We start from the raw sequence: 26,311 nt of genomic DNA, 5'->3' as shown, positions 1-26,311 counted from the left end.
ACACTGACATGATTACCTTAAAAAACGTCGTCCTGCGTCGCAGCAGCAAAGTCCTGCTCAATGGCGCCAGCGTCACCATCAACCCTGGCGAAAAGGTCGGGCTGGTGGGCCGCAACGGCGCCGGCAAGTCCACCCTGTTCGCGCTTTTCAACGGCACGCTGCATGAAGACGGCGGCGACTTTTCCGTGCCGAAGCAATGGCGCCTGGCGCAGGTCGCGCAGAACATGCCCGAGACCGACGAGTCGGCCACCGACTTCGTGGTGGGCGGCGACACGCGCCTGGTCGAACTGCGCGAAGCCCTCGATGCGGCCGAGCGCGCGCACGAGGCCGATCCGGACGATCACGACGCCGGCATGGCCCTGGCCCACGCCTACACCGACCTGGCCGACGCCGGCGAGCACGACGCCGTGCCGCGCGCCCAAGCGCTGATCCTCGGCTTGGGTTTCAAGAGCCACGAACTCGATGGCCCGGTCAACAGCTTCTCCGGCGGCTGGCGCATGCGCCTGCAACTGGCCCGCGCGCTGATGTGCCCCAGCGACCTGCTGCTGCTCGACGAACCCACGAACCACCTGGACCTCGACGCCTTGGTCTGGCTCGAGGCCTGGCTGCAGAAATACGCTGGCACGATGATCGTCATCAGCCACGACCGCGAGTTTCTCGATGCGGTGACCGACGTCACGCTGCACATCGACCAGGCCAACCTGACCCGCTACGGCGGCAACTACAGCAAGTTCGAGGAAATGCGTGCGCTCCAGATGGAGCAGCAGCAAGTCGCCTTCGCCAAGCAGCAGGACAAGATCGCGCACCTGCAGAAGTTCATCGACCGCTTCAAGGCGAAGGCCAGCAAGGCCAAGCAGGCGCAAAGCCGCGTCAAGGCGCTGGAGCGCATGGAAAAGGTCGCGCCGCTGCTGGCGGAAGCCGACTTCACCTTCGAGTTCAAGGAGCCGGGCAACATCCCCAATCCGATGCTGTCGATCAGCCATGCGTCTTTCGGCTACGTCATGGAAGACGCCGAACCGAAGACCATCCTGCGCGGCGTGAGCCGCTCGGTGCTCGCGGGCCAGCGCATCGGCATCCTGGGCGCGAACGGCCAGGGTAAGTCGACCCTGGTGAAGACCATCGCGCGTGAAATGGGCGCCCTGGCCGGCACCGTGACCGAAGGCAAGGGCCTGAACATCGGCTACTTCGCGCAGCAGGAACTCGACGTTCTGCGCCCGCAGGACACGCCGCTGGAGCACATGGTGCGCATGGCGCGCGAGTTGGGTTCCTCGGTCAAGGAAGCGACGGGTGAACAGGCGCTGCGCGGCTTCCTCGGCAGCTTCAATTTCAGCGGCGACATGGTCAAGCAGGCCGTCGGCACCATGAGCGGCGGCGAAAAGGCCCGCCTGGTGCTCGCCATGATGGTCTGGCAGCGCCCCAACCTGCTGCTGCTGGACGAGCCGACCAACCACCTGGACCTGGCCACGCGCGAGGCACTCGCCGTTGCGCTCAACGAATTTGAAGGCACGCTGATGCTCGTGAGCCACGACCGCGCGCTGCTGCGCTCGGTGTGCGACGAGTTCTGGCTCGTCGGTCGCGGCGCCGTCACCGATTTCGACGGCGATCTGGACGACTACCAGCGTTACCTGCTGGACGAAGCCAAGCGCCTGCGCGAGGAAGCGCGTGAAGCGACCCGCACGGCAGCTGCGGCGACGCCGGCGCCCGCGCCCGTCGCTGTCGCTGTCGCTGCCGCGGTCAAGGCGCCGGTGGCCGAGGCGCCTGCCGCGACTTCACGCGAGCAACGTCAGCACGACGCGCAAGCCCGCCAGGAACGCAACGAACGCCAAAAGCCTCTTCGCAAGGAGATCGCCAAAATCGACGAGCGCCTGGCCGCGGCAACGGCGGAGCGAGGCGCACTTGAGGCGCAACTCGCGCAATCGTTGCCACCTGCAGCCATCGCCGAGGCCGGCAAGCGTCTCAAGACCGTCAACGACGAGATTTCCAGACTTGAAGAACGCTGGCTGGAGATTTCAGACGAACTGGAAGCCACCGGCGCGTGATAATGTTCCGCCCAGGGAGTTCCCGTGGGTCGCTGAAAATAAGTTGCTGTCACACGACGAAACTCATGAAACACCATCCCTGTGGGGGATAGGTGATTTGCCGACACTGTATAAAGTCATATCTATTCACATTTAGGTATGACGGGAGACAGTGTTGTTCATGCGGATGGCATTCTTCACTTCGGCATGAATCACCCGGGAGAGCAGTTGAATGAACGAATCGGACATCACAGCGTCCATTGAGCGGTTGATGAGGCGGGTCGACTACTACCTGCATTGCGAACTCGACGAGGAATACGATCACGACCGGCCGGACTCGGCACGAGTCCAACTCGAAACGGCCTTGCGCGAAGAGTTGCTTCGCGCCCATGCAGTAGGCATCTTTGCATCCGCGCTGGCCGACGCGTCACGCGTCGAAGGCAACGGCGACCAGTTCGCCTGATCCCGCAAGCGTCGCCCTCTCTTCGGGGGCGACAAGTTTCCCACCACCCTTGAACTACTGCTGAACAGGCGTCCAGCCGGTTTCCAGGCGATCTCGCGCCAGGCGGCTTGCCGACTTGGCGGTGGCCGGGCCCAGGTCGCGCTCACGCACCACGCGATCAGAACTGATCGCAAAGCTGTGAACCCCATCAGTGCCATAGCGCGCAGGCCAAGCGACAAACGCACAACCCCTGGCGTCGCTTGCACCGGGCAGCATGCGGTAGTGGTAGCCATGCAGCGCGGCATCGGGCGGGGTGTCCGCTTCCATGATCAGTGCGTCGGGGCCCAGGATGCTTTGCTGCCCACCAACGTCAGGCCAATAGAGGCCGTCTTGCCGACCCGTCGTGCTCACGATGCGGCTGGCGGGCTTGCCCTGCCCCGCCGATAGCGCATAGCGCGCCTGCGCATCGCATAGCATCTGCAGCGTTCCGATGGCGGCGAGTTCGTTGCGGCCGATGCGTCGGCCCTGCATTTCAGCCTGCCCGGCGCGAAGGTCAAATTGCCAGCCGCGCGCAGACTTCACGATGGGCGCGGGGAAGGGCCATTTGCTCTCCCCCACGACCATCAAGGCCCTGGTCGGGTTGACCTGCTCGATGCCATGCGCCTTCGACCAGGCTTCGAGGAAGGCATAGACATCGTCGGCATCCACAGAATGCTCGGGCACGTAGCGCATGAACTGTGCGCCCAGTACGTGGCGCACGCCGTCGCGGTCGCCACGGGAGAGTGCCGTTGCCAATGCATCGGCTGCGGTTTCGGGCGTGGGATACGCCGCCTGCGCATGCACGACGGCAGCGGGAACGAATGCCAGGACACACGCCATCACGGCGCGGCGCAGTTGGAGGGTGCTGATCAATCGCATCACTTACCTCCTGCCGCCATGTCCACCGCCCCTGTGGCCGCCGCCTCCGCCACCCGCGTGGGCGCCACCGCCTGCCCTGGCGCCGCCGCCTGCATGCGCTGCAGGCCGGGAGGCGGCAGCTGGCCGGGAGGCCGCTGCAGGTCTGGACGCTGCGCTGGGCCGCGAGCCCGCATTGGGTCTGGACCCCGCGTTGGGGCGCGAGCCCGCTCCGGCTGCGGTCTGGTGAAGACCGCCACCAGCGCCTGCGGTTTTGGCGCCCGGCCGCTGCGCCTGCTGACGCACCTTGTCGCCATTGCCTGCGTCGCGGAAGGCGCTGTCCCGGTTGGCGGCGCGCGCGCGATCCTGCGCGGCGCTTCGATCCTGATGCTGCCGCGCGGCGGGGTTCTGGCGTCCTCCGCCTCCTTGTCCGACACGATCGCCTGCACCGCCGCCGCGATTGCCCTGGAGGCCGCCGCTTTCGTGTCCCCTGATCGGTTGGCCCGTGCGCGATTCAAGCGTACGCGCAGCGCGGTCGCGCTGGGCGTCGCGCCCACTGAGTGCGCCACCACCACCGGCACCCCGGTTCGCCAGCCCGGCCTGGCGTTGCGAATCAAAGCGCTGGCGCGAGGCATTGCCGCGATACGGCGTCGAACCGCGATGCGCCGGGTTGTGGTTCCAGTTCGTCTGGTTCGCACTCAGGCGGTTGTTCACGTTGATGTTGTTGTAGCGGTTGACGTTGACGTTGACATCGCCACGCCCCCAGTTGAAGCCACCCCACAAGGAGTTGACCGCTGCAACGCCAATCCCGAAGCCGATGCCCGCGACCATGGCGCTCGCAAAGTAGGAGCCCGGTGGCGGTGGGTAGTAGTAAGGCGGATAGGCGGGGTACGCCCATGTGCCGTACACCGTCGTCGGGTTGTAGCTCGGGACATAGACCACTTGCGGATTGGCCGGTTCGATGGCGATGACCTGCTGCGCGCCTTGCGCCTGGACCGTGACCGTTTGCTGCTCCGTCGTCTTCAGGGTGCCTGCGTCCTGGGCCTGCCTGCGCAGGCGTTGAACGGCGTTCATCGAATCTTCCGGCTGGTCGAGGAAGGCATTGCCGACCGACTCGACCCACTGCGGTTGACGACCCATCATGTCGAGCACCGAGGGGAATGCGGCGAGCGATTGCACGCTGGGATCCCAGGCGGTGTTCTGCACGGCCTTCACTGCATCGTCGCCGCTGAGGGTCTGATTGACCCTGGACCATTCGGCTGCAGCCTTGACGTCATCCGGATAGGTGGAGGCCATCATGATCTGCGAGAGCAGCGCATCGGGGTACAACGCGACCGGTGCGAACAGCTGGTCCAACTGTGCGTTGTCAAGCTTGTCCTGCGCATGGATGAGCGCACTGCCACAGAGGACGACGATACCGATCAGCCATCGAGAAACGTACTTGCGCATGTGCTTCCTTTGCCTCTCTTGCGGAGCGTGAAGCGCTTGATGCGTCGCACACATCAGGCGTTCGGAGGCGCGAGCATAGACGAAAAACGAGACGCGGCAATGGTCTGGAAAAGCGCATCAAGAAGGCCTGGAACCGGACCGTCGCTTGACGCGTTTCGATGTGCGTTTCTTCTTGCCATCACAGTCGGCCAGCTCCCAAACGCCGCCTGCTGCGGACACGATGGCATGGGCGCTGTTGATCAATCCGATGTGCGAGAAGGCCTGCGGAAAGTTACCCAATTGACGTCCTGCAACGGGGTCATATTCCTCCGCATACAGGCCGAGATCGTTGCCCAGTGAAAGCAGATGTTTGAAGAGTGTCCGGGCCTTTCTTAGCTTGCCCATCGCGACATAGACATTCACCAGCCAGAAGCTGCACGCGAGAAAGGCGCCCTCCCCGCCTTCGAGTCCATCCACGCGCTCTTCGGTGCGGTATCGGTAGACGAGCCCGTTGATCATCAACTCGCGCTCGATGCGGGCCACGGTGCCCTCGACGCGCGGATCGTGGATGGGCAGGAAGCCGGTCAGCGGCATCAACAACAAGGCAGCGTCGACACCACTCGCACCGTAGTACTGCACGAAGGATCCGCTGGCTTCGTCGTAGCCCTGCTTGCAGACATCGGCGTGGATCTCATCGCGCACGGTGCGCCACAAGTCGACGGGCCCTTCCAGGCCGAACTCCTGCGCGCTGGCGATCATGCGATCGAAGGCGAGCCAGCACATGAACTTCGAATGGACGAAGTGGCGCAACTCGCCGCGCACTTCCCACAGGCTGCAATCGGGTTCCTTCCACAACACGACGAGCTTGTGGGCGATGGCGCATTCCAGCGGCCAGACCTTGTCCATGTCAGCCAGGCCCGCCTTTCGCGATGCATGAAAGGCTGCAATCACGGCGCCATACACGTCGAGCTGCCGCTGCGCCTGTGCGCCATTGCCGATGCGCACCGGCTTGCTGCCTTCGTAGCCGGAAAGCCAGTCGAGTTCGAGTTCGGTCAGGGTGCGCTCGCCATGCAGGCCATACATCACCTGCACCTCTTCGGGCGAGCCGCCGACGGCGCGCATCAGCCACCATCGCCAATCGCTGGCTTCTTCCACAAAGCCTGAACCGATGAGCGCATAGAGCGTGAGGGCGGCATCGCGCAACCAGCAAAAGCGGTAGTCCCAGTTTCTCTCGCCGCCGGGCCGCTCGGGAAGCGACGTGGTCGGCGCGGCGACGATGCCGCCTGTGGGCTCGTAGGTGAGCGCCTTGAGCGTCAGCAAAGACCGCGTCACGGCGTCGCTGTATTCGCCCTCGTAGGCGCATCGCACGGTCCATGCGTTCCACTCGGCGGTGGTGCGCGCGAGCAGCGAATAGGCGTCACGCGCGATGGGCGGCTTCTGGTGCGAGGGGTACCACTCCAGCGCAAAGGCAATGGCCTGGCCTGCCGTCACACTGAAATCCGCGGTGCTCGCAAAAACCTTGTTGACGAGCGGAACACCTGAGGTGATGCGCACGGCGTCAGGGCCTGCGACGGCGTTGACGGCGCCTTCGCGCTGCTGGACCCACGGCACCCACTGGCCGTAGTGGAAGCGGATGCGCAGCGCGGTGTGCATGGCCACCGTGCCATCGACACCGTGGACGATGCGCACCAGCTCGTGCGTGCCGTCGTGCGTGGGGCGCGGCATGAAGTCGGTGACCGTGGCCTTGCCCTTGGCGGTGTGGATGGTCGTTTCGAGCACGACGGTGCCAGGGAGGTAGCGCCGCGTGACGCGCGCCTTTGCGTCGCGCGCATGAAGGGCCCAGCTGCCGTTGCCTTCGTCGCCCAGCAGGCTGGCGAACATCGCGCTGGAATCGAAGTGCGGCAGGCACAGCCACTCGATCTCGCCGCTGCGGTGCACGAGTGCGGCGCTGTGGGTGGATCCGATGAGGGCGTAGTCTTCGATGGGTCGGCGTTGCCGGGGCCTTGTGGTCGGAGCCTTGCGCGAAGTTGCGGTGGGCGGGGACTTGGCCTTGCGCGTCATGCAGTGCGCTCCCTGATGAGTCGCTCAATGGCGCGGGCGACGCCGTCGTCTTCATTGGATGCGGTGACCCAGTCGGCTGCCGCCCGCACGGAATCAGGCGCCTGCCCCATCGCAATCGACAGGCCCGCGCGGGCGAACATCGGCAGGTCGTTGGGCATATCGCCGATGACTGCGACGTGTTGAAGCGGCACGCCCATCGCCGCCGCAACGGCCGCCACGCCGTCGCCCTTGTTGGCGAGCAATGGGGTGGCGTCGAGGAAGTACGGCTGTGAAAGCGCGACCGTGGCTTCGTCCCGCGTGGCACCGAGCAGCGTGGCCTCGAGCTGCTTGAGCAATGGTGCGTCGTCGCTGACGCCGACGATCTTGTCGACTGCATCACAGAGGTTTTCAAGATCGGGGCGCAGCGTCGGATCGATGCCTGCGGAGAGCTTCTCGCGCGGCACATGGGGGTTGAGCGCGTCGCGCGCATACCAGCGATCGTGCGCGAAGAGCCAGACGTCGACCTGCGCGGCGTCGAGGATCGAGAGGATTCGCAAGGCGAGTTCGGGGGTGAAGCGGGTGGGCTGGCCAATCACGCCGTTCGTTCGATGGAACACGGTGCCGCCGTTGAAGGCGCCGAAGGGGCCGTCGAGGTGGAGGGCCTCGGCAATCCACTGCATGCCGCTCATGGGGCGCGCGCTGATGAGCGTCATCTGCGTGCCCGTGGCGACCAGCCGCTTTGCTGCTTCGATGTTCCCGCTTGACAAGCTCTTGTCGTGCCGGACCAGCGTGCCATCGATGTCGCAGACGACGAGGCGGATGTCAGCGGTGCTCAAGGGTCTTGTCCCCGCCGTCATGGAGCCGCGAGGAGTTCGCGCGCCACCTTCATCACGTTGTCGCGTGTGAAGCCGAACTTGTCCTGAAGCTTGGCAAGCGGGGCTGAAGCGCCGAAGGTGGACATGGTGATCGTCGTGCCATCGCTTCCCACGTAGCGGTCCCATCCCAAAGATCCGGCCTGCTCTATCGCGAGGCGCTTTCGAACCTGCGGCGGCAGGACCTGATCGCGATACGCACGGTCTTGCTTTTCGAAGAGATACCAGCTCGGCATGGAGACCACCCGCGAGCGTACGCCTTGCGCAATCAGTTGCTCGTGCGCATCGACGGCCAGGGAAACTTCGCTTCCTGTCGCGATCAGGATAATCTCGGGATGGCCATCGCTGGCATCCGCCAGCACATAGGCCCCCTTGCGCAAGCCTTCGGGCGAGGCGTACTTCGTGCGATCCAGCGTCGGCAGGGCTTGGCGCGACAGCACCAGCGCGGTGGGTTCGTGCGTGTGCTCCAGCGCCACCTTCCATGCCACCGCCACTTCGTTGGCGTCGGCCGGCCGGATGGTGTCGAGCCCGGGAATGGCGCGCAGGGTCGCGAGATGCTCGATGGGCTGATGCGTGGGTCCGTCTTCGCCCACACCGATGGAATCGTGGGTGAAGACGAAGATGGTCGGCACTTCCATGATGGCGGCCAGCCGGATGGGCGCGCGCATGTAGTCGGCAAAGACGAGAAAGGTGCCGGTGTAAGCCCGCAGGTAACTCAGCGTCATGCCGTTGGCGATGGCGCCCATGGCGTGCTCGCGAACGCCGAAGTGCAGGTTGCGGCCGCCATGGGTGTTGGGCCCGAACGAGCCGGCACCATCGAACGTCAGGTTGGTCTTTGTCGAGGGCGAGAGGTCTGCAGCGCCGCCGATGAGCATCGGCACATGCGGCGCGATGGCGTTCAGCACCTTGCCGCCCGCGTCGCGGGAGGCGATGCCCTTGGGGTCGGCGGGAAAGTCTGCAATGTCGGCGTCCCAGCCGGGGGCGAGCTTGCCTTCTCGCAGCAGTTCGAATTCGGTCGCCTCGTGTGGGTAGCGCTGACGGTAGCGTTCGAACTCACCGACCCAGGCTTCGCGTGCAGCTTTTCCGCGCTTCGAGATTGCAGCGTTGAATGATTCGGCAACGCCCGGTGGCACGAGGAACTGCGCGTCCTCGGGCCAACCGTAGGCCTTCTTGGTGGCGCGGACGTTGTCGACGCCCAGGGCTTCGCCATGCGCCTTCTCGCTCCCGGCGCGCGGGCTGCCCCAGCCGATCACCGAGTGCACGACGATGAACGTCGGTCGGTCATGGGTGTTCCTGAAAGTCTCCAGCGCGCGGGCGACCGCTTGGGTGTCGTTGGCGTCGTCGACGTGCAGCACGTTCCAGCCATAGGCCTCGAAGCGCTTCCCCACGTCCTCGGTGAAGGCGAGTTCGGTCGAGCCTTCGATGCTGATGCGGTTGCTGTCGTAGATCCAGCAAAGCCTGGAGAGCGCCAGGTGCGCGGCAAGCGAAGCGGCCTCGCCGGAGATGCCCTCCATCATGTCGCCATCGCCGCAAAGCACATAGACATCGTGGTCGAACAGCGTGAAGCCGTCGCGGTTGAACCGGGCAGCAAGGGCTCGTTCCGCGATCGCCATGCCGACCGAGTTGCCGCAGCCCTGCCCCAACGGACCCGTCGTGGTTTCCACGCCGGTGGTCATGCGGTATTCGGGGTGGCCCGGCGTCTTGGAGCCCAGTTGACGAAAGCTGCGGATGTCGTCGAGGCTGACGGCTGGCGCGCCAGTCGGCTTGCCGTCTGCGTCGATTTCCCTGACGCCCGCAAGGTGCAGGATGGCGTACAGCAGCATCGAGGCATGTCCCACCGACAGCACGAACCTGTCGCGGTTCGGCCAATCGGGCACCTCGGGGTCGTAGCGCAGGAAGTCGCGCCACAGGGTGTACGCGACCGGCGCCAGCCCCATCGGCGTTCCGGGGTGGCCGGAGTTGGCCTTTTGAACCGCGTCGATGGCGAGCGTGCGGATCGTGTCGATGGCCAGGCGGTCTGGCGAACCGTCTTCCCGGAAAGCCTCTTCGTTCATACCGAAGCTCCAATCGTGTGGATGCTGTTCGCGCGAACGCGCATCCGGATGATGGATCATCCTTCGGCCGCCGACGAACGAAAGGCTATGACCATAGCCTTCGCCGGTAGTTCAAGACGTCAGCATTCTTCCCTTGTTGGGTTCCATCACCTGGTCCGGGGTCACGCAGCGGCCAGATTGACCGACGGCTGCGCCGTGCGCTGCTCCATGTGGACCCAATCCACCACCTTGCCATCGGGCTGATAGCCCACCACCACCTCCTTGAGAAGTTGGCGAATCAAGGGAACGTCGTTTACCTCGACGGCACCCGAGAGCGCGTGCAGCCTGACGCCGAGTTCGTCCCAGGCCAGATAGTCCTCATGCGCCTTCATGATGAGCGGGTGGTGCGTGGGCAAGGGGTTGTCGCCGATCAGCAGCTCTTCGTACAGCTTTTCGCCGGGGCGCAGGCCGGTGATCTGGATCTCGATATCGCCATCGGGATTCTGTGCGTCGCACACGGTACAACCCGACAGTTCCACCATGCGCCGCGCCAGGTCGATGATGCGCACCGGCTCGCCCATGTTCAGCACGAACACGTCGCCACCCGTCGCCATCGCGCCCGCCTGGATCACAAGTTGGGCCGCCTCGGGGATGGTCATGAAGTAGCGCGTGATGTTCGTGTGCGTCAGCGTGATCGGGCCGCCCTCCTTGATCTGGTGGCGAAACAAGGGAACGACCGAGCCGGAAGAGCCCAGCACGTTGCCAAAGCGCACCATGCAAAAGCGGGTAGAGCTTGGCACATGGGCAGCCTTCTCCGCCAAAGCCTGGAGCACCAGTTCCGCCAGCCGCTTGGTCGTGCCCATGACGTTCGTGGGCCGCACTGCCTTGTCGGTGCTCACCAGCACGAAGTCGCTGACGCCGCACTCGGCAGCCACGCGGGCCGTGACCAGCGTGCCGAACACGTTGTTCTTCACACCTTCGGCGACGTTGTGCTCAACGAGCGGCACGTGCTTGTACGCGGCCGCGTGATACACGGTGTGGGGCCGCCAGGTCCGCATGATCTCGCGCATGCGCGTTTCCTCGCGCACGGAGGCAAGCAAGGGCACGATGCGAATGGTCTCGGCGATTCCGCCTTCGGCCAGTTCCTTCTGCAGTTCGGAGTTGATGGCGTAGAGCGCGTACTCGTTGCGCTCCAGCAGAAGCAAGGTGTCGGGCGCGGCCCTGACGATCTGCCGGCACAACTCGCTGCCGATGGAGCCGCCTGCGCCCGTCACCAGGACGACCTTGCCGGAGATGGTCTTGCTCAGCAGCATCTGGTTGGGCGGCACCGGGTCGCGGCCCAGCAGGTCGTCGATGTCCAGTTCGCGCAGGTCGCTGGTCTGCACGCGGCCGTGGGCCAGGTCCATCAGGCCCGGCAAGGTGCGAACCGCCACGTGTGCTTCGAGGATCGACGCGAGGACCTCGTTGCGGCGCTTGCGCGATGCGGAGGGAATGGCGAGCAGGACGGTGCTGACTTCCAGCTTGCGGACATGCTCCTTCAAGCTGTCGGGGCTGTAGACCGGAATGCCCCGAACCATGCCGCCGTGAAGGCGATCATCGTCGTCGACGAAGCCGACGACTTGCATGTCCGGATTGTTCAGGAGTGCGGCAGCGAGTTGCTGGCCCGCCAACCCGGCACCGTAGATCAGGGCACTTGGAAGCGCAACGCGAGAGATCCTTTTTTGATAGCTGCCACCCAGCCAATGCCGGGCAAGGCCCCGTGATGCGCCGATCGCGACCAGCAGGAGCGCAGGCTGAATCATCCCGACAGTGCGCGGCACACCGGCAACGCCGATCACAGCGAACACCACGCCGTACAGCAAGGCGTAGATCAAGGATGCCTGCCAGATTGCCGTGACTGCGGCCCCGCCGCCATAGCGGAAGATGGCGCGGTACAGACCGAAGGTCACGAACAAAGGCAATGCGAGAACCAGGGAGCCTGCAACGGCCCACCAGTGCGCTCCTTGAAGCGCGACCCAGCTATCGAGGCGCAATGACAGTGCCATCCAGACGGTGAGCACACAGAGGCCGGCGTCTACTGCAAGGGCAACGATTCGCTTTGTGCCTCGGGAGAGTCCGAGAACCGGGCCGACGGAGTTTCGAAAGGGATGCTTGTCGAGCGCCAAGCCTATGACGTAGGCGAGTACGAGGCCGACGCCGTCGCCAAGCAAGTCGCCCCACTCAGCAACTCGCGAGGGGGTCAAGGATTGCAGCACTTCGATCAGGGCGCCGTACGCGAGAAGCCCCGTCAGCACGGACATCGCACGACGCGGGTACGCAGCCCGCCCCAACAGCGCCAACACTGCGAAGGCAAGCATGTGGTTCGTCTTGTCCCAGCCCGTGGAGGGAATCTCGCGAGGAACAAATGGCATCAGCGCCAGCACCAGGACAACCAGGGCGGCGACCCAGAACGACCAGCGCTTGAAGTTTTGTTTCGAAGCTCCGGCGTTCATTGCAGAGCACCAAGGTTGAAATCAGACAGGGATTTTTGTTTTTCGAAAGCGTCAGCTGTCAAAACGGCCGCGCTCGCATGGAGTAAATACATGACTGACTAAGCGACAAGGTATAAGTTTTTATCACACAGTAACAATGCGATTTACACGAATATCCTCGTAATGCCCTCTCCGCTTGTATTAGGTGAACTACGTCACACTTCTTATAGATATGGCGCCGGCTTCAGTGTTGTGCACCGAGGCTGATTTTAGAAACGCAGGCATCCGAATTTGGTGTACACAAAAAGTAATTATAACGTGTATAAATCAAAAGTCACACTCATGCGCTTCAATGAGCAATCCCCTCTCGGCGAATAACTTTTACGAAGGTGAGCCAAATAATGTGAAAATCGAGCCAAATAGAGTGGCAGTGCAGGTACTCAATGTCGAGCTTGACTTTTTCGGGAATCGGCAATTCATCGCGCCCGTTGACCTGAGCCCACCCCGTGAGGCCGGGCACCAGTTGGTGCACGCCGCGCTGGGTTCGCAGCTCGATCAAATCCTGCTGATTGAAAAGTGCCGGCCTCGGCCCCACGAAACTCATGTCGCCCTTGAGGATGCTCCACAGCTGGGGCAACTCATCCAGGCTGCTCTTGCGCAGGAAGCTGCCGATGGGCGTCAGGTGGGACTGGGGGTTGGCCAACATGTGCGTGGCTACCGCCGGCGTGCCCACGCGCATGCTCCTGAACTTGGGCATCTTGAAGATGCGGTTGTTGCGCCCGACTCGCTCGGACCAGTACAACACCGCGCCCGGCGATGTCAAACGCACCGCCAATGCAACGACCAGCACAGGCCCCAGCAGGATCACCGCTGCCGCCAGCGCCAAAACGAAATCAAACGCGCGTTTCACACAAGTACCCCCCTGCCGCTTTTTTGAGACCCTCATGGACACCGATGGGCGGACGCCAGCCCAGCAAATCCCGCGTCCTGGAAATGTCGATTTGCAACGAACCACACAGGCGTTGCGCCATATCCGCCTTGCCCAGCAACTTGGCGCCGAACCCCAGAATCGAGGAAGGGATGGGTAGCAAACGTGCGGGCGTGCCCAGCGCCTTGGCCATCTGGCGCAGCAGTTCGGTGGTTGAAATGTCCGCGCCATCGGAGACCAGAAAGGTCTGGTTGGCGGCGCCCGGGTGAATGACGCACGTGGACAGAAAATCCGCCAGGTTGTCCAAGCCCACATAGCTGCGCCGGTTGTCAATAGCGCCCAGAGGCAAGGGCCAGCCGCGCCGCAAGAAACTCACCAGGGTGGCAAAGTTTCCGGGCGCGTTGCATCGCGAGATCGGGGTGATCCCACACCACGATATTCAGGATGTCGCCCGAGCCGACGCGATACGGTCCAGGCGTGCCGAACAAGTGCTTGACGTCGGCCGTTACATCGCTGGCTTGAACCGCGCGCTGGCGCTGAATGAGTTCGGGAGTGACCTCTTGCAACGCCCCCGGTGGCGGCCGATCAGTGGCGTTGCCGGGCTGGGTTCCCACAATACGTTTCAAGGTCGGCTGAGGGTCGCTGAACGAAATTCCAGGCGAAAAGGAACAGCCGGTAATCAGCAAAACCGTGCATGAAAGTGCCAACGAGCGGGCAATGGAACTGCCCTTTGCGACTTGCATTGGAAAAGGAATCAACATGGAGGCAAGAAGAAAAACTAGGGGTTAAGGCCGCGATGTGAGTCAATTCACGGTTAAAAACATTGGCCGAGAATATTCTTAAATTGTCACGCAATGTCTCATTTCCTTACACATTTGCGTCTCGGAATCTTACACTGTCATCACCTCCAGATGCACCCCCAAAAGGCGCCCAAGATCATGCAAAGACGCCAATTGCTACGCGCTTTCCTGGTTCAAAAACAAGGTGAAGTGGAAGAATCGGCGGCCAAATCAATTGGTGACAATTCACTCCCAATTGATAAAACGATGTTCCTCTAACGCCACACTAATTTGCAACATTCGTTACGTTAATTCGGTCACATCTGCCGTGTTTGCAGGCGCGGTCCGAGGCGCGTGGATGGGGCGGCGTTTGCGCGCAAAGCGAAAACGCGCGGCCCACAGAAGCGGGCCGCGCGTGTTGATCTACAGAGACTTTGGGGGGGGCGCCGTCGTTCGGCGGGAGACCGGGTCGTTCCCGGAGGGGGCATCAGGACGGCTCGAGCCCGACGGTGGTCAGACGGGCGCTCATCGCAAAAGGCAATCGGGTGCCAGAAGACACGCGAAGCCCACTACATGGGCCGCAACAGCGCTATCGCAGGGCCATCGATGCCCAAAGCTTCAGGTCAGCGGGCAAGAAGCAAAGTCGGCGTCGCGTCCACGCAGTTGAAAAAGTCACATCGGCCCTATGCAGTCCGTACTTCGCCAATCAGGGACGGACGCCTAAATTAAGAGGCACTGAAATCGCGCATCCCGGCGCGTTCCAATCCTCCGGAGCAAGGCAATGAAACTCTCATCGCGCAGCCTGTTTTGGTCGACGACCGCACTGGCGCTGGTCGCGGCGGCCAGCGCGCTGCTGCATCCGAACCCCGCAGTCGCGGGTGACCGCACCTACCTGAGCTCGGAAAGCCAGGTCACCTTGATCGACAGCGCCATGCTGTCAAGGAACCTACAGAGCGGTGCGGCGTCGCGTTGGGAGTTTCAGCCCTCAGGCCCGGTCGACGGCCACTGACCCGCGAGCCACATCGCGTAGCCGAGTGCCGACGCCGAATCAAGCCACCAGAGGCTGCGACAGCTGCGTAGCAAGCTGTTCCATGTGCACCCAATCCACGACTTCGCTGTCGGGTTGGTAGCCCTGCACCATGAGCTGGAGCAATTGACGAATCCGCGGCACGTCGTTCACCTCGACGGCCGCCGACAGCGCCTGCAGCCGAAGATTGAGCTGCTGCCACGACAGGAAGTCTTCGTGCGCTTTCATGATTCGCGGGTGCTGCGTCGGCAAGGGGTTGTCGCCGATGAGCAGTTCTTCATACAGCTTCTCGCCGGGGCGCAAGCCGGTGATGCGAATAGCGATGTCGCCTTCGGGATTGGCGGCGTCGGCCACCGTGAGGCCTGACAGTTCCACCATGCGGCGTGCCAAGTCGATGATCTGCACCGGCTCGCCCATGTCGAGAACGAACACCTCGCCGCCCTTCCCCATCGCGCCCGCCTGAATCACCAGTTGGGCCGCCTCGGGAATCGTCATGAAGTAGCGCGTGATGTTCTCGTGCGTGAGCGTGATGGGCCCGCCATCCTTGATTTGCTGGCGGAACAACGGCACCACCGAGCCCGACGAACCCAGCACGTTGCCGAAGCGCACCATGCAAAAACGCGTGCTGCCGGGAATCTTCGAATACTTCTCGGCCAACGCCTGCAACGCCATTTCGGCGACACGCTTGCTCGTGCCCATGACGTTGGTGGGCCGAACGGCCTTGTCGGTACTCACGAGCACGAAGTCGCACACGCCATGTTCCGCTGCCATTTGCGCCGTGACCAGGGTGCCGAACACGTTGTTCTTCACGCGCTCGGCTGGCTTGTGCTCCACTCGCGGCCCACACAACTTCGACGGGCCCAGGTCGCCATACCCCTCGCCCCTTCTAGCACTTCGCATCGCTGATGCCAATCCTGCGGCGGGTCTTGGTCAAAGTTAATGCCTAGCTCCGCCCGTTTTAACGGCTGACGCAATTTGATCGTCTCCAAACGTGTTTTAGGACCTGCCGGCACAACTCGCAATTGGGTGGGGTTCGGGGCGGAGCAGCTCAAGGCCAAGTTCTGACCGTCAAGACGAAATGCGTTCATTATTTATTTTTGCCCCGAATCCCAGCTAGGCCACTTGGGGGCCTACGCGGCCTCGCCTTCAGCGCCTAAATAACTGCAGCGTCTCCCTTGTCATTGCTTGGCTATTCGCGACGCACTCGCTTCGGCGATCCACGCTGCAGCTACGCTCCTTCGACCATCCCGACCAAGCCGACTCGTTCCCGAAGAATCCAGGATAAAACTCAAGACCATTGAGCTGCCCTTCGAAAAGCATGGAGAACTGCATTTGCAAGAGATCTCTGTACGTACCAAGCTCACGCTCTTTACTGCACTTACCTGGAAGGTCTTGACTGCACCTTATGTAATCCGCTCTGTCATAGTGATACACGCCGCCGTATATTTTCGCGTTCGGAAACAGCCCCTTGACAGCACGAACATACTCCGGATAGTTGCTCCCATTGGTTCGGTAATGAACATAGAGGGCTACCCGATCTATCTTTGCTAGTGCACTTGGAGAGAAAGTCGATTGGTCCCGCTTGATTTTGCTGATCTCATCCTCGTAAACGGTGACTCCAAATCTCAGGCTTGAATTTGCCGACTTGGTTGCATCAATCAACTGCTCAAGGTAGTTATCCTTCGCAGTCGCCTTAAGTTTTCTCATGAACGCAAAAAAATCGTCAAGGCCAATTTCCTTGAGTTCTGGTATGCGTTCAGATAGCAAGGAGTACGCCCTTGCCTTCCCAATGTTCAGTTCGGGAAGTTCCGGCTGCGCAAACGCAATTGCGACATAGTTGATTTGACCATTGGATTTGTAACGCTCAACGCATACGAGCGGATCGGCATGACATCCATGGCGAATCTCAGTGACATATGGCAATGCCAATTCGCTTGGTCTAACTCCCCACGTCATTATCGACATCGGCTCGCCGCTCAGTGCTGAGGTGAGAGCAGTGATGAGTAGCAATGCTGTCAAAGCTTGAAGCAGTTTATTTGCAGTCATTTTCCGTGGCGACATGTGCGTCGCAAATTGGTAGATCGAGTCATCGTGCCGTCCACCGTTCGCGGCAATTTGGTCCCGCACAAGCTCACGCCACCAGCGGTCGTGCGCGCTGAGTCGCGAGTTGCTCCATGTGTACCCAATCTACGACTGCGCCGTCAGGTCGGTAGCCCAGCACAATGAGTTGCAGCAACTGTCGGATTTTGGGGACGTCGTTCACGTCCAGCGCGCCCGACAGCGTCTTGAGACGGATGTCCAATTGGCTCCAGGACAGAAAATCTTCGTGCGCTTTCATGATGCGCGGATGCTCGGTCGCCAAGGGGTTGTCGCCGATGAGCAGCTCTTCGTACAGCTTTTCTCCGGGCCGCAGCCCGGTGATGCAAATGGCGATATCGCCTTCGGGGTTGGCAGCGTCAGCCACAGTGAGGCCCGACATTTCCACCATGCGGCGCGCCAAGTCGACGATCTTGACGGGCGCCCCCATGTCGAGCACAAACACCTCACCGCCCTTCCCCATTGCGCCGGCCTGGATCACCAGCTGCGCCGCTTCGGGAATGGTCATGAAGTAGCGCGTGATGTCTTCATGTGTCAGCGTGATCGGGCCGCCTCCCCTGATTTGCTGGCGGAACAACGGCACCACCGAGCCGGACGAGCCCAAAACATTGCCAAAACGCACCATGCAGAACCGCGTGCTCCCCGGCGTCTTCGAATACTTCTCGGCCAGCGCCTGTAGCGCCATCTCGGCCACGCGCTTGCTGGTGCCCATGACATTGGTCGGACGCACGGCCTTGTCGGTACTCACCAGCACGAAGTCGTCCACGCCATGATCCGCCGCCATGCGTGCTGTGACCAAGGTGCCGAATACATTGTTCTTCACGCCTTCGGCCGGATTGTGCTCCACCAACGGCACGTGCTTGTAGGCGGCGGCGTGGTACACCGTGTGGGGGCGCCAAGTGCGCATGATCTCGCGCATACGGCTTTCTTCGCGCACCGATGCGAGCAGCGGCACCACGCGCATGTGCGGCGCACTTTGCACAACGGCGAGCAATTGCTGCAGTTCGCCATGAATGGCGTAAAGCGCGTATTCGCTCCTCTCGACCAACAGCAAGGTGTCGGGCCCGGCCTTAAGGATCTGCCGGCACAGTTCGCTGCCAATGGAGCCACCGGCACCAGTCACGAGCACAACCTTGCCCTTGATGTTCTTACCGAGCAGTTCGCGATTGGGGGGCACGGCATCGCGCCCGAGTAAGTCGTCGATTTCGAGTTCACGCAAGTCGCTGGTTTGAACGCGACCGTTGGCAAGGTCGGTCAGACCGGGCAACGTGCGCACAGACACCTGTGCTGCGAGGATGGTTTCCAGTATTTCGTTGCGCCGTTTGCGCGACGCAGATGGAATGGCCAGCAAGATGGTGCCGACCTTGAGTCCGCGAATGCGATCGCCCAAATTGCTTGGACTGTAGACGCGCAAGCCCATGATGTTGCCGCCATGCAAGCGATCGTCGTCGTCCACGAATCCGACGACGTGCATGTCCGGGCTATTCGCAAGCGCTACAGCCAATTGGCGACCTGCAGAGCCGGCACCGTAAATCAACGCTCGGGGGAGCATTGCGCGTGCCACTTTTGGCTGATAGCTGCCACCGAGCCAATTCCGCGCAATGGCGCGTGATGCGGCGATGGCGACTAGCAGAAGGGGCGGCTGGATCAACCCGACCGTGCGCGGCACGCCTTCTACACCCACCACAGTGAATGCCATCGCATACATGAGCGCGTAGATGAGCGAGGCATGCCAGATCGCAGCTACGGCGCTTCCGCCGCCGTATCTGAAAATAGCGCGATACAGGCCGAAGATCACAAACAGAGGTAGCGCCAACGCCAGAGCGCCAACTACGGCCCACCAATAGTTTCCGGCCAGAGTGACCCACTCTTCCAAGCGAAGCGACAACGCAATCCGCACTGTGAGCACGCACAAACCAGCGTCGACGGCTAAGGCAACAACGCGCTTGGTCGTGCGAGATAGGCCAAGCACCGGCCCGACGGATTTTTCGAGCGGCCGCCAATCGAGTGCCGCACCCAGCAAGCAAGAAAATCCAAGGCCAAGGCTATCGCTAAAGAAGTCTGTCCATTCCGCTTGGCGCTCGGGTGTGAACGCCTGCAAAATCTCGATCAAACCACCATACGCAAACAAGCCCAAAAGCACCCTGACTAATCGCCCAGGATACGCGATGCGGCCAAGAAGGCCCAGTACAGCGAACGCCAGCATGTGGTTGGACTTGTCCCAACCGGTCGAAGGAATCCCGTCAGGTACTTTTGGGATAAGCGCGAGTACAAGCACACCAATGCCGGCGACGAAGAATGCCCAGCGTTTGAATTTTGAGATTGCAGTTGCAGCGTTCATTCGAGTCTTGAGCCTGTCCAGAGTCGACATTTTCTTGTTGCGTGAATTCACCCGCCGTGCCGGCAGGCAAGCACATGTTGACGGGCAAACATGACTATCAGAGACAACTGTCAACCATCTCAGGCAAAATTTTTTCACCTTCAACGTCAATTTGACAATTGGCACTCGCCTCTTGAAGCACGCCCTGAATGACCGCGCATGTCTTGTCGATCTCAAGGCTCGTCAAGGTCGGGTGCACTAGGAACATGAGGCTGTCGTCCCCTAGGCGACGCGCTCCTGCAAGACGCTCGGCGGGTCGCCATCCCGTGTTGTCGAACGCCTTTTCGAGGTACACCTCCGAGCACGAGCCCTGAAAGCAAGGCACGCCCGCGGCCGTGATGGCCGAGACGATGCGATCACGCGTCCAGCCTTCATTCAGTTCCGCTTGGCGCAAATACACGTAGCACTTGTAATGGGCGTGAACGCTTCCTGCGCCTGCCGTTTCGAAATCTGGAACACGAACAATTGAATAGGGACGACAGGCTGCCTGGATCGCCTCCGCGTTCTTCGTCCGCTTCGCGGTCCAGTCAGCCATGCGTTGCAACTGGATGCGGCCAACAACAGCCTGCATTTCCATCATGCGCCAGTTCGTACCGAAGCCTTCGTGGACCCAACGGAAGCCCGGCGGATGCTCCATTTCATACACAGCTTCCCAACTCTTGCCGTGGTCCTTGAATGACCACATAGCAGACCACAGTTGGCGATCATTGGTGGTAACCATCCCGCCCTCACCGCCGGTCGTCATGATCTTGTCTTGGCAAAAGCTCCAAGCGCCAATGTGACCAATCGACCCGACACTCCGGCCTTTGTAGCGAGCGCCATGCGCTTGGGCGCAATCTTCAATCACTTTCAAGCCATGCTGGTCCGCCAGCGCCATGATTCCGTCCATGTCACAGGGCCAACCACCCAAATGCACGCAAATTACGGCCTTGGTACGAGGCGTCAGAACGGGGGTGATGGTAGAGGGAGTAATGTTGCCACTGACATCATCAACATCGGCAAACACGGGCGTGGCACCAGCGTTGACCACGCATGAAATGCTGGCAATAAAAGTGCGCGGCGTTACAACCACTTCGTCGCCTGGGCCAATACCAAGGGCCTTAAGTGCGATATCAAGCGCCAGCGTGCCATTTGATAGCGACACCGCATATTGCGTGCCGACCCATTCGGCGAACTCTCGCTCAAACGTGCGACATTCAGTACCGGTCCAATAATTAACCTTATTAGCTAAAATTACCTGCTGAACTGCTGAAGCCTCTTCATGAGTAAAACTAGGCCAAGGAGAAAAAGACGTATTTAGCATGCTGTAATGGCTTGTTCCATTTTAAATTGACACATTCACGAGCGTGTCGCATTTCGCATAAGCGCTGCCTATCGCATATTTATAAGGGCGATGACTCCGCCCCTCAAGGCTACTGATCAATATCTCAATATGATTTGCACCAGCAAGATGGGTAAACGGGTACCCTCCCCCAAAACGAGGATTGAATTCAAGCAAATAAAGCTCACCATCTTTTTCCAAAAAATCGCAATCCAAATTCCCGCGATGTGGCATGCTTGCGTGAATCTTTCGCACCGACTCCACAAAAGCATCTGGCGCCACGGTCACTGCTTTGTCAGTCTCGCCAGCTCGCATAGCAAGTTTTCGCTTTGCGGCAAAACCAATCAACTCGGCGTCATTCCCGTAAAGAATGTCCAGTCCGTATTCGGGCCCCTGGACTATCTCTTGAATGACTACCGTGTTTTCCGAACCAATGGCTGACAGAATGCTCTTCTTAATAGCGACCTCACATGCAACAAACGCATTGAGTAGATCTTCTTCGTCATACACACGAAATAAACCGATAGATCCACTACCCCATCTAGGCTTGACAATTAGTGGGTAGCATACATGACCGTCTGCAATTGCTTGTAAAGCATCGAAGACAGTAAGGAACGTGGGAATAGACGGAAGTCCGATTTTGGTTAGAAAAGCCCTCGTCTGCCATTTATCAGAACAAATCTCGAGAGCTTGCTCCGAAGGAACATAGAGAAAGGCGCCAGTTTCGTCTTCAATCTCGCTCCGCGACTTGGCAAGTGCAAACAGTTCAAGGTCATTCAACGGGAACACCGCACGAACGTTCTCCTTACGTATAACCTCTTTCAACGCAGGAATATAATCCGGCGAAAACACCGGCGGCATTTCATACTGTGCATCACAAGCCGTAAGTGCGGAAGCCGACAAATCCATATCCGCCCCGATAAGCCGCCCCCTTCCTGCCAGTGCGGCTCTAAAATACTCGGCCAAATAGTGGCGTCTACCAGCGCAACTCAACAAGATATTTGTCATTTCTGTTTATTCACTTTAAGTGAAAATCAAATTTCGTCATAAAAATCGAGGCCTTCCCATTCAGACCTCAAAAGCGACAGAATCAGTTGATCTTTAAAAAGCCCGTGAGAATAGATGTTCTTGCGCAGGAGGCCTTCATTTACCCATCCCAAGGCTGCAGTCGCAGTGACAGCTCGCAAGTTATCAGCTAGTTGATACAGGTAAATTCTTTGAAGTCCAAGTTCGCTGAAACCATAATTCACTAGCAATTTGTAACCATCACGCCCGAATCCTTGACCCCAATAAACTTTGTTGCCAACAAATATATACAACTCCGCTTTCCGCACACTTCGATCTATACCTAGCAACCCACAAAATCCGATGATCTCGGATGTTTTAACGTCTTCTAGTGCAAAATCGACCCGCGCCCGATCCAATAGAGTCCGCGCAAACCACGCCTCTGTCTTCGCAACAGACGTGGGGTAGTCAAAATTCAAGGTCTCCTGAACTGCCACATCGTTTATGAATTCGACGCGCCTGGAAAGGTGATGCCGCTCAAGGGCAACCAATTTTGTACGGCTACCAACCAAACTTCTTCGATTCTTCATAAGGCCAATCTCACTGACGACGGCAATTCGCATTGAGCATCCCACCTGTATGCCAAAACACAACTTTCGAACCTTTTCCGATCTCTCCGCTAAGTAGCAGTCGAGAAAGCCCGAACATCGCCTTTCCCGTGTACGTCAGATCTAACGGTAACCCTTCAACGCGCGCGACCGCCTTCAAAAAATCCACCAACTCGGGGCTTGATAATTCATAGCCGCCAAATCGATAGTCATCTTTGAACTCAATTAAATCGCCACCGAGATCGTTGGAAAGCAAAGCGCGCACCGCGTTTGCGCCTCGGTCGTGTTCGCGCGCGACAGAAATGCCGATTACACGAGTCTTCATGCCGCTGCGAGTCACACCAACAATTAGGCCTGCTTGAGTACCTCCCGTACCAGATGCCACGACAATAAAATCGGGCTCAAATGGCAATTCCGAAACAGCGTCCGCATAGGCTTCTACACCCTCCAACGAGTGGCCACCTCCCGGAACTACTAGGACGCGCTTTCCTACAGATCGTGCTTCCTCCGCAATTTCGCTGATCTTTGCGCCAATATCTGTGCTCGCAACATAGGTGCTTTTTGCGCCAGCGGCATCGTAAAAAAATGAATTTCCACACCCCAATCCGTCAGGAGGACGTTCGCCATGCAATACCAGATGAACAGCGCATCCGATTTGGGCTCCTAAAAGTGCCAAGACTCTTGCGTGATTTGACTGAGCACCGCCATTGGTGATCAACAAATCCGGAATTCCCTCTCGCTCAAATGCATGACTCAATATCCTGACGTTCTTTCGAACTTTGTTACCGCCAAGGAATTGAGGAATTAAGTCATCGCGTTTAAGCCATAAATCCACATTCCACAGTTTCGACAGGGAATCTGCGCGATAAATCGGCGATGGCAAACAAACCGTTGGCATCATTTAGAACGCTCTTCGCTCAGCTTCTTGAATTGAGTTGACGGAACTACGACAACACCATCGCGCCTGAATACCTTCCAGATCGTAATAGCAATGATCTTTACATCCAGCGTGAATGTTTGGGCCCTTACGTAGCGAATATCCCATGCCAGTCGATCATTCCACGTCACAGTGTTCCTGCCGTTTATTTGCGCCAACCCAGTAATTCCAGGACGGACCGAATGCCTCAATTTCTCTTCGTCCGTGTAGAAACCCAAGTACTCCATGAGCAGAGGACGAGGCCCAACTAAGCTCATATCGCCTTTGACGACGTTCCAGAGCTCAGGCAATTCATCAAGACTAGTTACCCGCAATGCCCGTCCTAACGGAGTCATGCGTTGGGCATCTGGGAGAAGCCGCCCATCGGCATCCCGCGAGTCTGTCATTGTTCTGAATTTGTACATCCTGAACGGAATACCATCAAGGCCCGGTCGCTCTTGAGAGAAGAATACGGGCGATCCTAGCTTCCACCGCACGAGCGCACTGAGGAGCATCAGCGGCAAAGCTAAAATTAAAATACCAATAATAGATCCAAGCAGGTCCATCGAGCGTTTCATGCAACGGCCTCAACAACTGGCAGTATTGAATAGTGCCCAGGGGAAATGCGAGAAGCCTCGTATCCGCGATTTTTAGACGCGAGTTGGAGTACAGCATTGAGTTGCGCTGCAAGATCGTCGCGGCAGAAATATTCGTCCGCAAGGTTTCGCGCATTTTTTCCAGCTTGGTTCAACCAAGCGTCGTCTTTGATGCGGCGAACTATTTCGTCGGCTGCCACGTCAATAGACATTCCCCACGTGACCAAACCAGCCCCAGCAGTCTGTACAAGATCCGATTGCCAGCCGCCGTAATTGAGAAGGCAAGGCTTGCCAGCAGCAAGAGTATCAAAAAACTTGTTTGCTGAGTTTGCACGCATCTCGGGCATATCTAAAAATAGGCTGCAAATAACATTGGCCGCAGAAAACAGGGCCGGCATTTCCTTTTTTGGGAGCGAATTCTCAATGTAAAGGTTGTTGTTAAGAACCCCCTCACGCACTGCCGCCTCAGCAATCGCAGCCTTCTCGAAACCATCGCCCACTAAAAGAATTCGTACCTCCGGTGCTTTCACTTTAAGGCGTTTCGCTATGTCCACTAGATAGCCAACGCCGTTAATTTTTCCAAAAGTGCCTGGATACAATAATAGCGGGCGCTCGCCCAACCAAGGACGACAGTCACGGATGCGCCGACCCTCATTAGCATCGACATTAAAGACACCCGTATCACTGCTATTGGGTATTACCGCCACTCGCTCCAACGCGTAGCCTGCTTTTGTGACCCCGTCTCGCATTCCAGGTGATAAGGCGACGACAGCCTGAGAGTTGCGATACGCCCACCGCTCGAGTAGTTTCGCGGCACCCTTCACAAGAGGATTTCGGATCGCACCCATTGCAATCGGCAGTTCTGGCCAGAGGTCACGCACCTCAAAGACCAACGGCTTCTGTTGTTTACGCGACGCGTATACTGCCGGCAGCGCAATCGTCAGAGGCGTACTAGTTGCGAAGATCAGATCACTTTCCAAGCGTGCTGCACGTTTTGCCGATAACAGCGCGAATCGAAAGAAAGCCTTTAACCTTTCGGCATAGGACATATTGTTGGAATAAGGAACAGGAAGCCAGTGAACCTGAATACCGCTTTCATTAGTGGTGAACCAATCTCTTCGTCCGTCAGGTTTCCGCCAAGACGTAATCATGTTCACTTCATGGCCCATTGCAACAAGACGGCGCGCCATTTCAAATGATCGAGTTCCGCCTGACATCGACGGCGTATTGAAGTACTGATGGAGGTAGGTAATTCTCATTTTTTTCGAGATTTCAATCTGCCTCAAAAAGGTCGCGCGTGTAGATTTTCGCGGCCGTGTCGGAAATCTCGCTTGTGATGCGATTAGCTACGATGACATCGGAGCGCGCCTTGAACTTCGCCAAGTCGTTTACGACCTCACATTGCAAGAACTCTGGGCTCTTCAGAGCAGGCTCAAAAACAATGACTTCAATGCCTTTGTCTTTTAAACGTCGCATGATGCCCTGCACACTTGAGTCACGGAAGTTGTCTGACCCGCTCTTCATGATCAATCGGTAGACTCCGACAACAGTTGGATTGAGTTCGACGATGCTATCCGCGATGAAGTTCTTACGCGTCCGATTTGACTCGACGATCGCATTAATTAGGTTTTGGGGCACATCGCTGTAATTCGCAAGGAGTTGCTTTGTATCTTTCGGAAGGCAATATCCGCCATACCCAAAGGAGGGATTGTTGTAGTGAATACCGATGCGAGGGTCAAGGCAAACGCCCTGGATAATGCTTCTGGTGTCCAAGCCATGCGTTGCTGCGTAGGTATCTAACTCATTGAAATATGCGACTCGCATTGCAAGAAACGTATTTGCAAACAGCTTAATAGCTTCCGCTTCCGTAGAGTCCGTTAGCAGGATTTCAACATCCTCCTTGGCGGCCCCCTCCTTCAACAACCTCGCAAAAAGCGCTGCGCGCTCTGATTTTTCGCCAACGACAATGCGTGAGGGGTGCAGATTGTCATACAGCGCTTGACCTTCTCGCAAAAACTCTGGTGAAAAAATAACATTAAAACAACCCAGCCGCTTCCTTAGCGTTTCAGTGAAGCCGACCGGGATTGTTGATTTGATAACAATAACTGCATCCGGATTAATTTCAATTACATCCCGAATCACAGTCTCCACGGACTTTGTGTTAAATTGGTTTGACTTTTCGTCATAGTCCGTGGGGGTCGCCACGATCACAAATGTTGCGTCGCGGAAGGCAGATTTTTTATCCATTGTGACATGAAATGAAAGTTCCTCATTTTCAAGGAATTGGCTAATTTCAGGGTCATTAATGGGTGAAATTCTTTTGGACAGAAGTTCCACTTTTTCAAGCGAGGTGTCAACTCCAACGACGTCATTGTGCTGCGCAAGCAGCAACGCATTAGAAAGTCCAACATACCCCAAGCCAGCGATCGCAATCTTTATCTTCATCTTTGAAATTC

General features: G+C 59.0%; 21 protein-coding genes and 1 pseudogene. 3 read left to right on the top strand and 19 right to left on the bottom strand.

The annotated features are described in order from the left end of the window. Positions 1-8 precede the first annotated feature (8 nt). Together QTI66_RS01235 and QTI66_RS01230 are read left to right on the top strand one after the other, a co-directional pair. Positions 9-2,039 (top strand): ABC-F family ATP-binding cassette domain-containing protein, encoded by a 2,031-nt coding sequence (locus QTI66_RS01235; RefSeq protein WP_286556904.1) that lies wholly within the window; start codon positions 9-11, stop codon positions 2,037-2,039. A gap of 211 nt (positions 2,040-2,250) precedes the next feature. After that, the gene (locus tag QTI66_RS01230) at positions 2,251-2,481 is read left to right on the top strand and encodes a hypothetical protein (RefSeq protein ID WP_286556902.1); all 231 of its coding nucleotides are present in this window, start codon (positions 2,251-2,253) and stop codon (positions 2,479-2,481) included. A 54-nt stretch (positions 2,482-2,535) separates the two neighbouring features. On the opposite strand, the gene QTI66_RS01225 is transcribed toward QTI66_RS01230, so the two are convergent. From QTI66_RS01225 to QTI66_RS01185, 9 genes are all read right to left on the bottom strand, one after another. Further along, entirely contained in the window at positions 2,536-3,378 is an 843-nt protein-coding gene (locus tag QTI66_RS01225) for a DUF2950 family protein (protein WP_286556900.1), read from the bottom strand. Between the two features lie 3 nt (positions 3,379-3,381). Beyond that, positions 3,382-4,803, bottom strand: a complete 1,422-nt coding sequence (locus tag QTI66_RS01220) for a DUF3300 domain-containing protein (protein WP_286556899.1) — start codon at positions 4,801-4,803, stop codon at positions 3,382-3,384. Positions 4,804-4,920: 117 nt separating this feature from the next. Further along, a complete protein-coding gene (locus QTI66_RS01215) occupies positions 4,921-6,843 on the bottom strand; it encodes a glycoside hydrolase family 15 protein (protein WP_286556898.1) in 1,923 nt (640 codons plus the stop codon). After that, positions 6,840-7,658, bottom strand: coding sequence for a Cof-type HAD-IIB family hydrolase (locus QTI66_RS01210; RefSeq protein WP_286556896.1), 819 nt, complete (start codon positions 7,656-7,658; stop codon positions 6,840-6,842). The genes QTI66_RS01215 and QTI66_RS01210 overlap by 4 nt, the downstream gene beginning before the upstream one ends. Before the next feature lie 17 nt (positions 7,659-7,675). Further along, positions 7,676-9,748, bottom strand: a complete 2,073-nt coding sequence (tkt, locus tag QTI66_RS01205; protein ID WP_286556895.1) for a transketolase — start codon at positions 9,746-9,748, stop codon at positions 7,676-7,678. A 161-nt stretch (positions 9,749-9,909) separates the two neighbouring features. Continuing rightward, entirely contained in the window at positions 9,910-12,219 is a 2,310-nt protein-coding gene (locus QTI66_RS01200) for a VanZ family protein (RefSeq protein WP_286556894.1), read from the bottom strand. A 328-nt stretch (positions 12,220-12,547) separates the two neighbouring features. After that, positions 12,548-13,108 (bottom strand): sugar transferase, encoded by a 561-nt coding sequence (locus tag QTI66_RS01195; protein WP_286556893.1) that lies wholly within the window; start codon positions 13,106-13,108, stop codon positions 12,548-12,550. After that, positions 13,092-13,433, bottom strand: a complete 342-nt coding sequence (locus QTI66_RS01190) for a Rossmann-fold NAD(P)-binding domain-containing protein (protein WP_286556891.1) — start codon at positions 13,431-13,433, stop codon at positions 13,092-13,094. The genes QTI66_RS01195 and QTI66_RS01190 overlap by 17 nt, the downstream gene beginning before the upstream one ends. A 22-nt stretch (positions 13,434-13,455) precedes the next feature. Beyond that, complete coding sequence (locus QTI66_RS01185; RefSeq protein ID WP_286556889.1) at positions 13,456-13,869, bottom strand: polysaccharide biosynthesis/export family protein; 414 nt, start codon at positions 13,867-13,869, stop codon at positions 13,456-13,458. An 817-nt stretch (positions 13,870-14,686) separates the two neighbouring features. Between QTI66_RS01185 and QTI66_RS01180 the strand changes: the two genes are divergently transcribed. Continuing rightward, positions 14,687-14,914: a hypothetical protein gene (locus QTI66_RS01180; RefSeq protein WP_286556888.1), complete on the top strand. Its 228-nt coding sequence runs from the start codon at positions 14,687-14,689 to the stop codon at positions 14,912-14,914. Positions 14,915-14,953: 39 nt separating this feature from the next. Here the strand turns inward: QTI66_RS01180 and QTI66_RS01175 are convergent. From QTI66_RS01175 to QTI66_RS01130, 10 genes and pseudogenes are all read right to left on the bottom strand, one after another. Further along, positions 14,954-15,772 (bottom strand): annotated as a pseudogene (locus QTI66_RS01175) (polysaccharide biosynthesis protein); the annotation flags it as partial. Between the two features lie 306 nt (positions 15,773-16,078). Further along, a complete protein-coding gene (locus tag QTI66_RS01170; protein ID WP_286556887.1) occupies positions 16,079-16,978 on the bottom strand; it encodes a hypothetical protein in 900 nt (299 codons plus the stop codon). Between the two features lie 85 nt (positions 16,979-17,063). After that, positions 17,064-19,370 (bottom strand): VanZ family protein, encoded by a 2,307-nt coding sequence (locus QTI66_RS01165; protein WP_286556885.1) that lies wholly within the window; start codon positions 19,368-19,370, stop codon positions 17,064-17,066. Between the two features lie 97 nt (positions 19,371-19,467). Then, entirely contained in the window at positions 19,468-20,712 is a 1,245-nt protein-coding gene (locus QTI66_RS01160; RefSeq protein WP_286556884.1) for a DegT/DnrJ/EryC1/StrS family aminotransferase, read from the bottom strand. Positions 20,713-20,733: 21 nt separating this feature from the next. Beyond that, entirely contained in the window at positions 20,734-21,738 is a 1,005-nt protein-coding gene (locus QTI66_RS01155; RefSeq protein ID WP_286556883.1) for an ATP-grasp domain-containing protein, read from the bottom strand. Positions 21,739-21,764: 26 nt separating this feature from the next. Continuing rightward, positions 21,765-22,358 (bottom strand): GNAT family N-acetyltransferase, encoded by a 594-nt coding sequence (locus QTI66_RS01150; protein ID WP_286556882.1) that lies wholly within the window; start codon positions 22,356-22,358, stop codon positions 21,765-21,767. Beyond that, complete coding sequence (locus QTI66_RS01145; RefSeq protein ID WP_286556881.1) at positions 22,336-23,244, bottom strand: 1-aminocyclopropane-1-carboxylate deaminase/D-cysteine desulfhydrase; 909 nt, start codon at positions 23,242-23,244, stop codon at positions 22,336-22,338. Before QTI66_RS01145 ends, QTI66_RS01150 begins: the two co-directional genes overlap by 23 nt. Continuing rightward, positions 23,241-23,837, bottom strand: a complete 597-nt coding sequence (locus tag QTI66_RS01140; protein ID WP_286556879.1) for a sugar transferase — start codon at positions 23,835-23,837, stop codon at positions 23,241-23,243. Before QTI66_RS01140 ends, QTI66_RS01145 begins: the two co-directional genes overlap by 4 nt. Beyond that, positions 23,834-25,114 (bottom strand): glycosyltransferase family 4 protein, encoded by a 1,281-nt coding sequence (locus QTI66_RS01135; RefSeq protein WP_286556878.1) that lies wholly within the window; start codon positions 25,112-25,114, stop codon positions 23,834-23,836. The genes QTI66_RS01140 and QTI66_RS01135 overlap by 4 nt, the downstream gene beginning before the upstream one ends. Positions 25,115-25,127: 13 nt before the next feature. Further along, on the bottom strand, positions 25,128-26,294 hold the full coding sequence (locus QTI66_RS01130) for a nucleotide sugar dehydrogenase (protein WP_286557789.1): 1,167 nt from the start codon (positions 26,292-26,294) through the stop codon (positions 25,128-25,130). Between the last annotated feature and the right edge of the window lie 17 nt (positions 26,295-26,311).

It is taken from the genome of Variovorax brevis (assembly GCF_030317105.1).
GTDB classification, from domain to species: domain Bacteria; phylum Pseudomonadota; class Gammaproteobacteria; order Burkholderiales; family Burkholderiaceae_C; genus Variovorax; species Variovorax brevis.
This window is presented reverse-complemented; position numbering and strand designations above follow the sequence as displayed.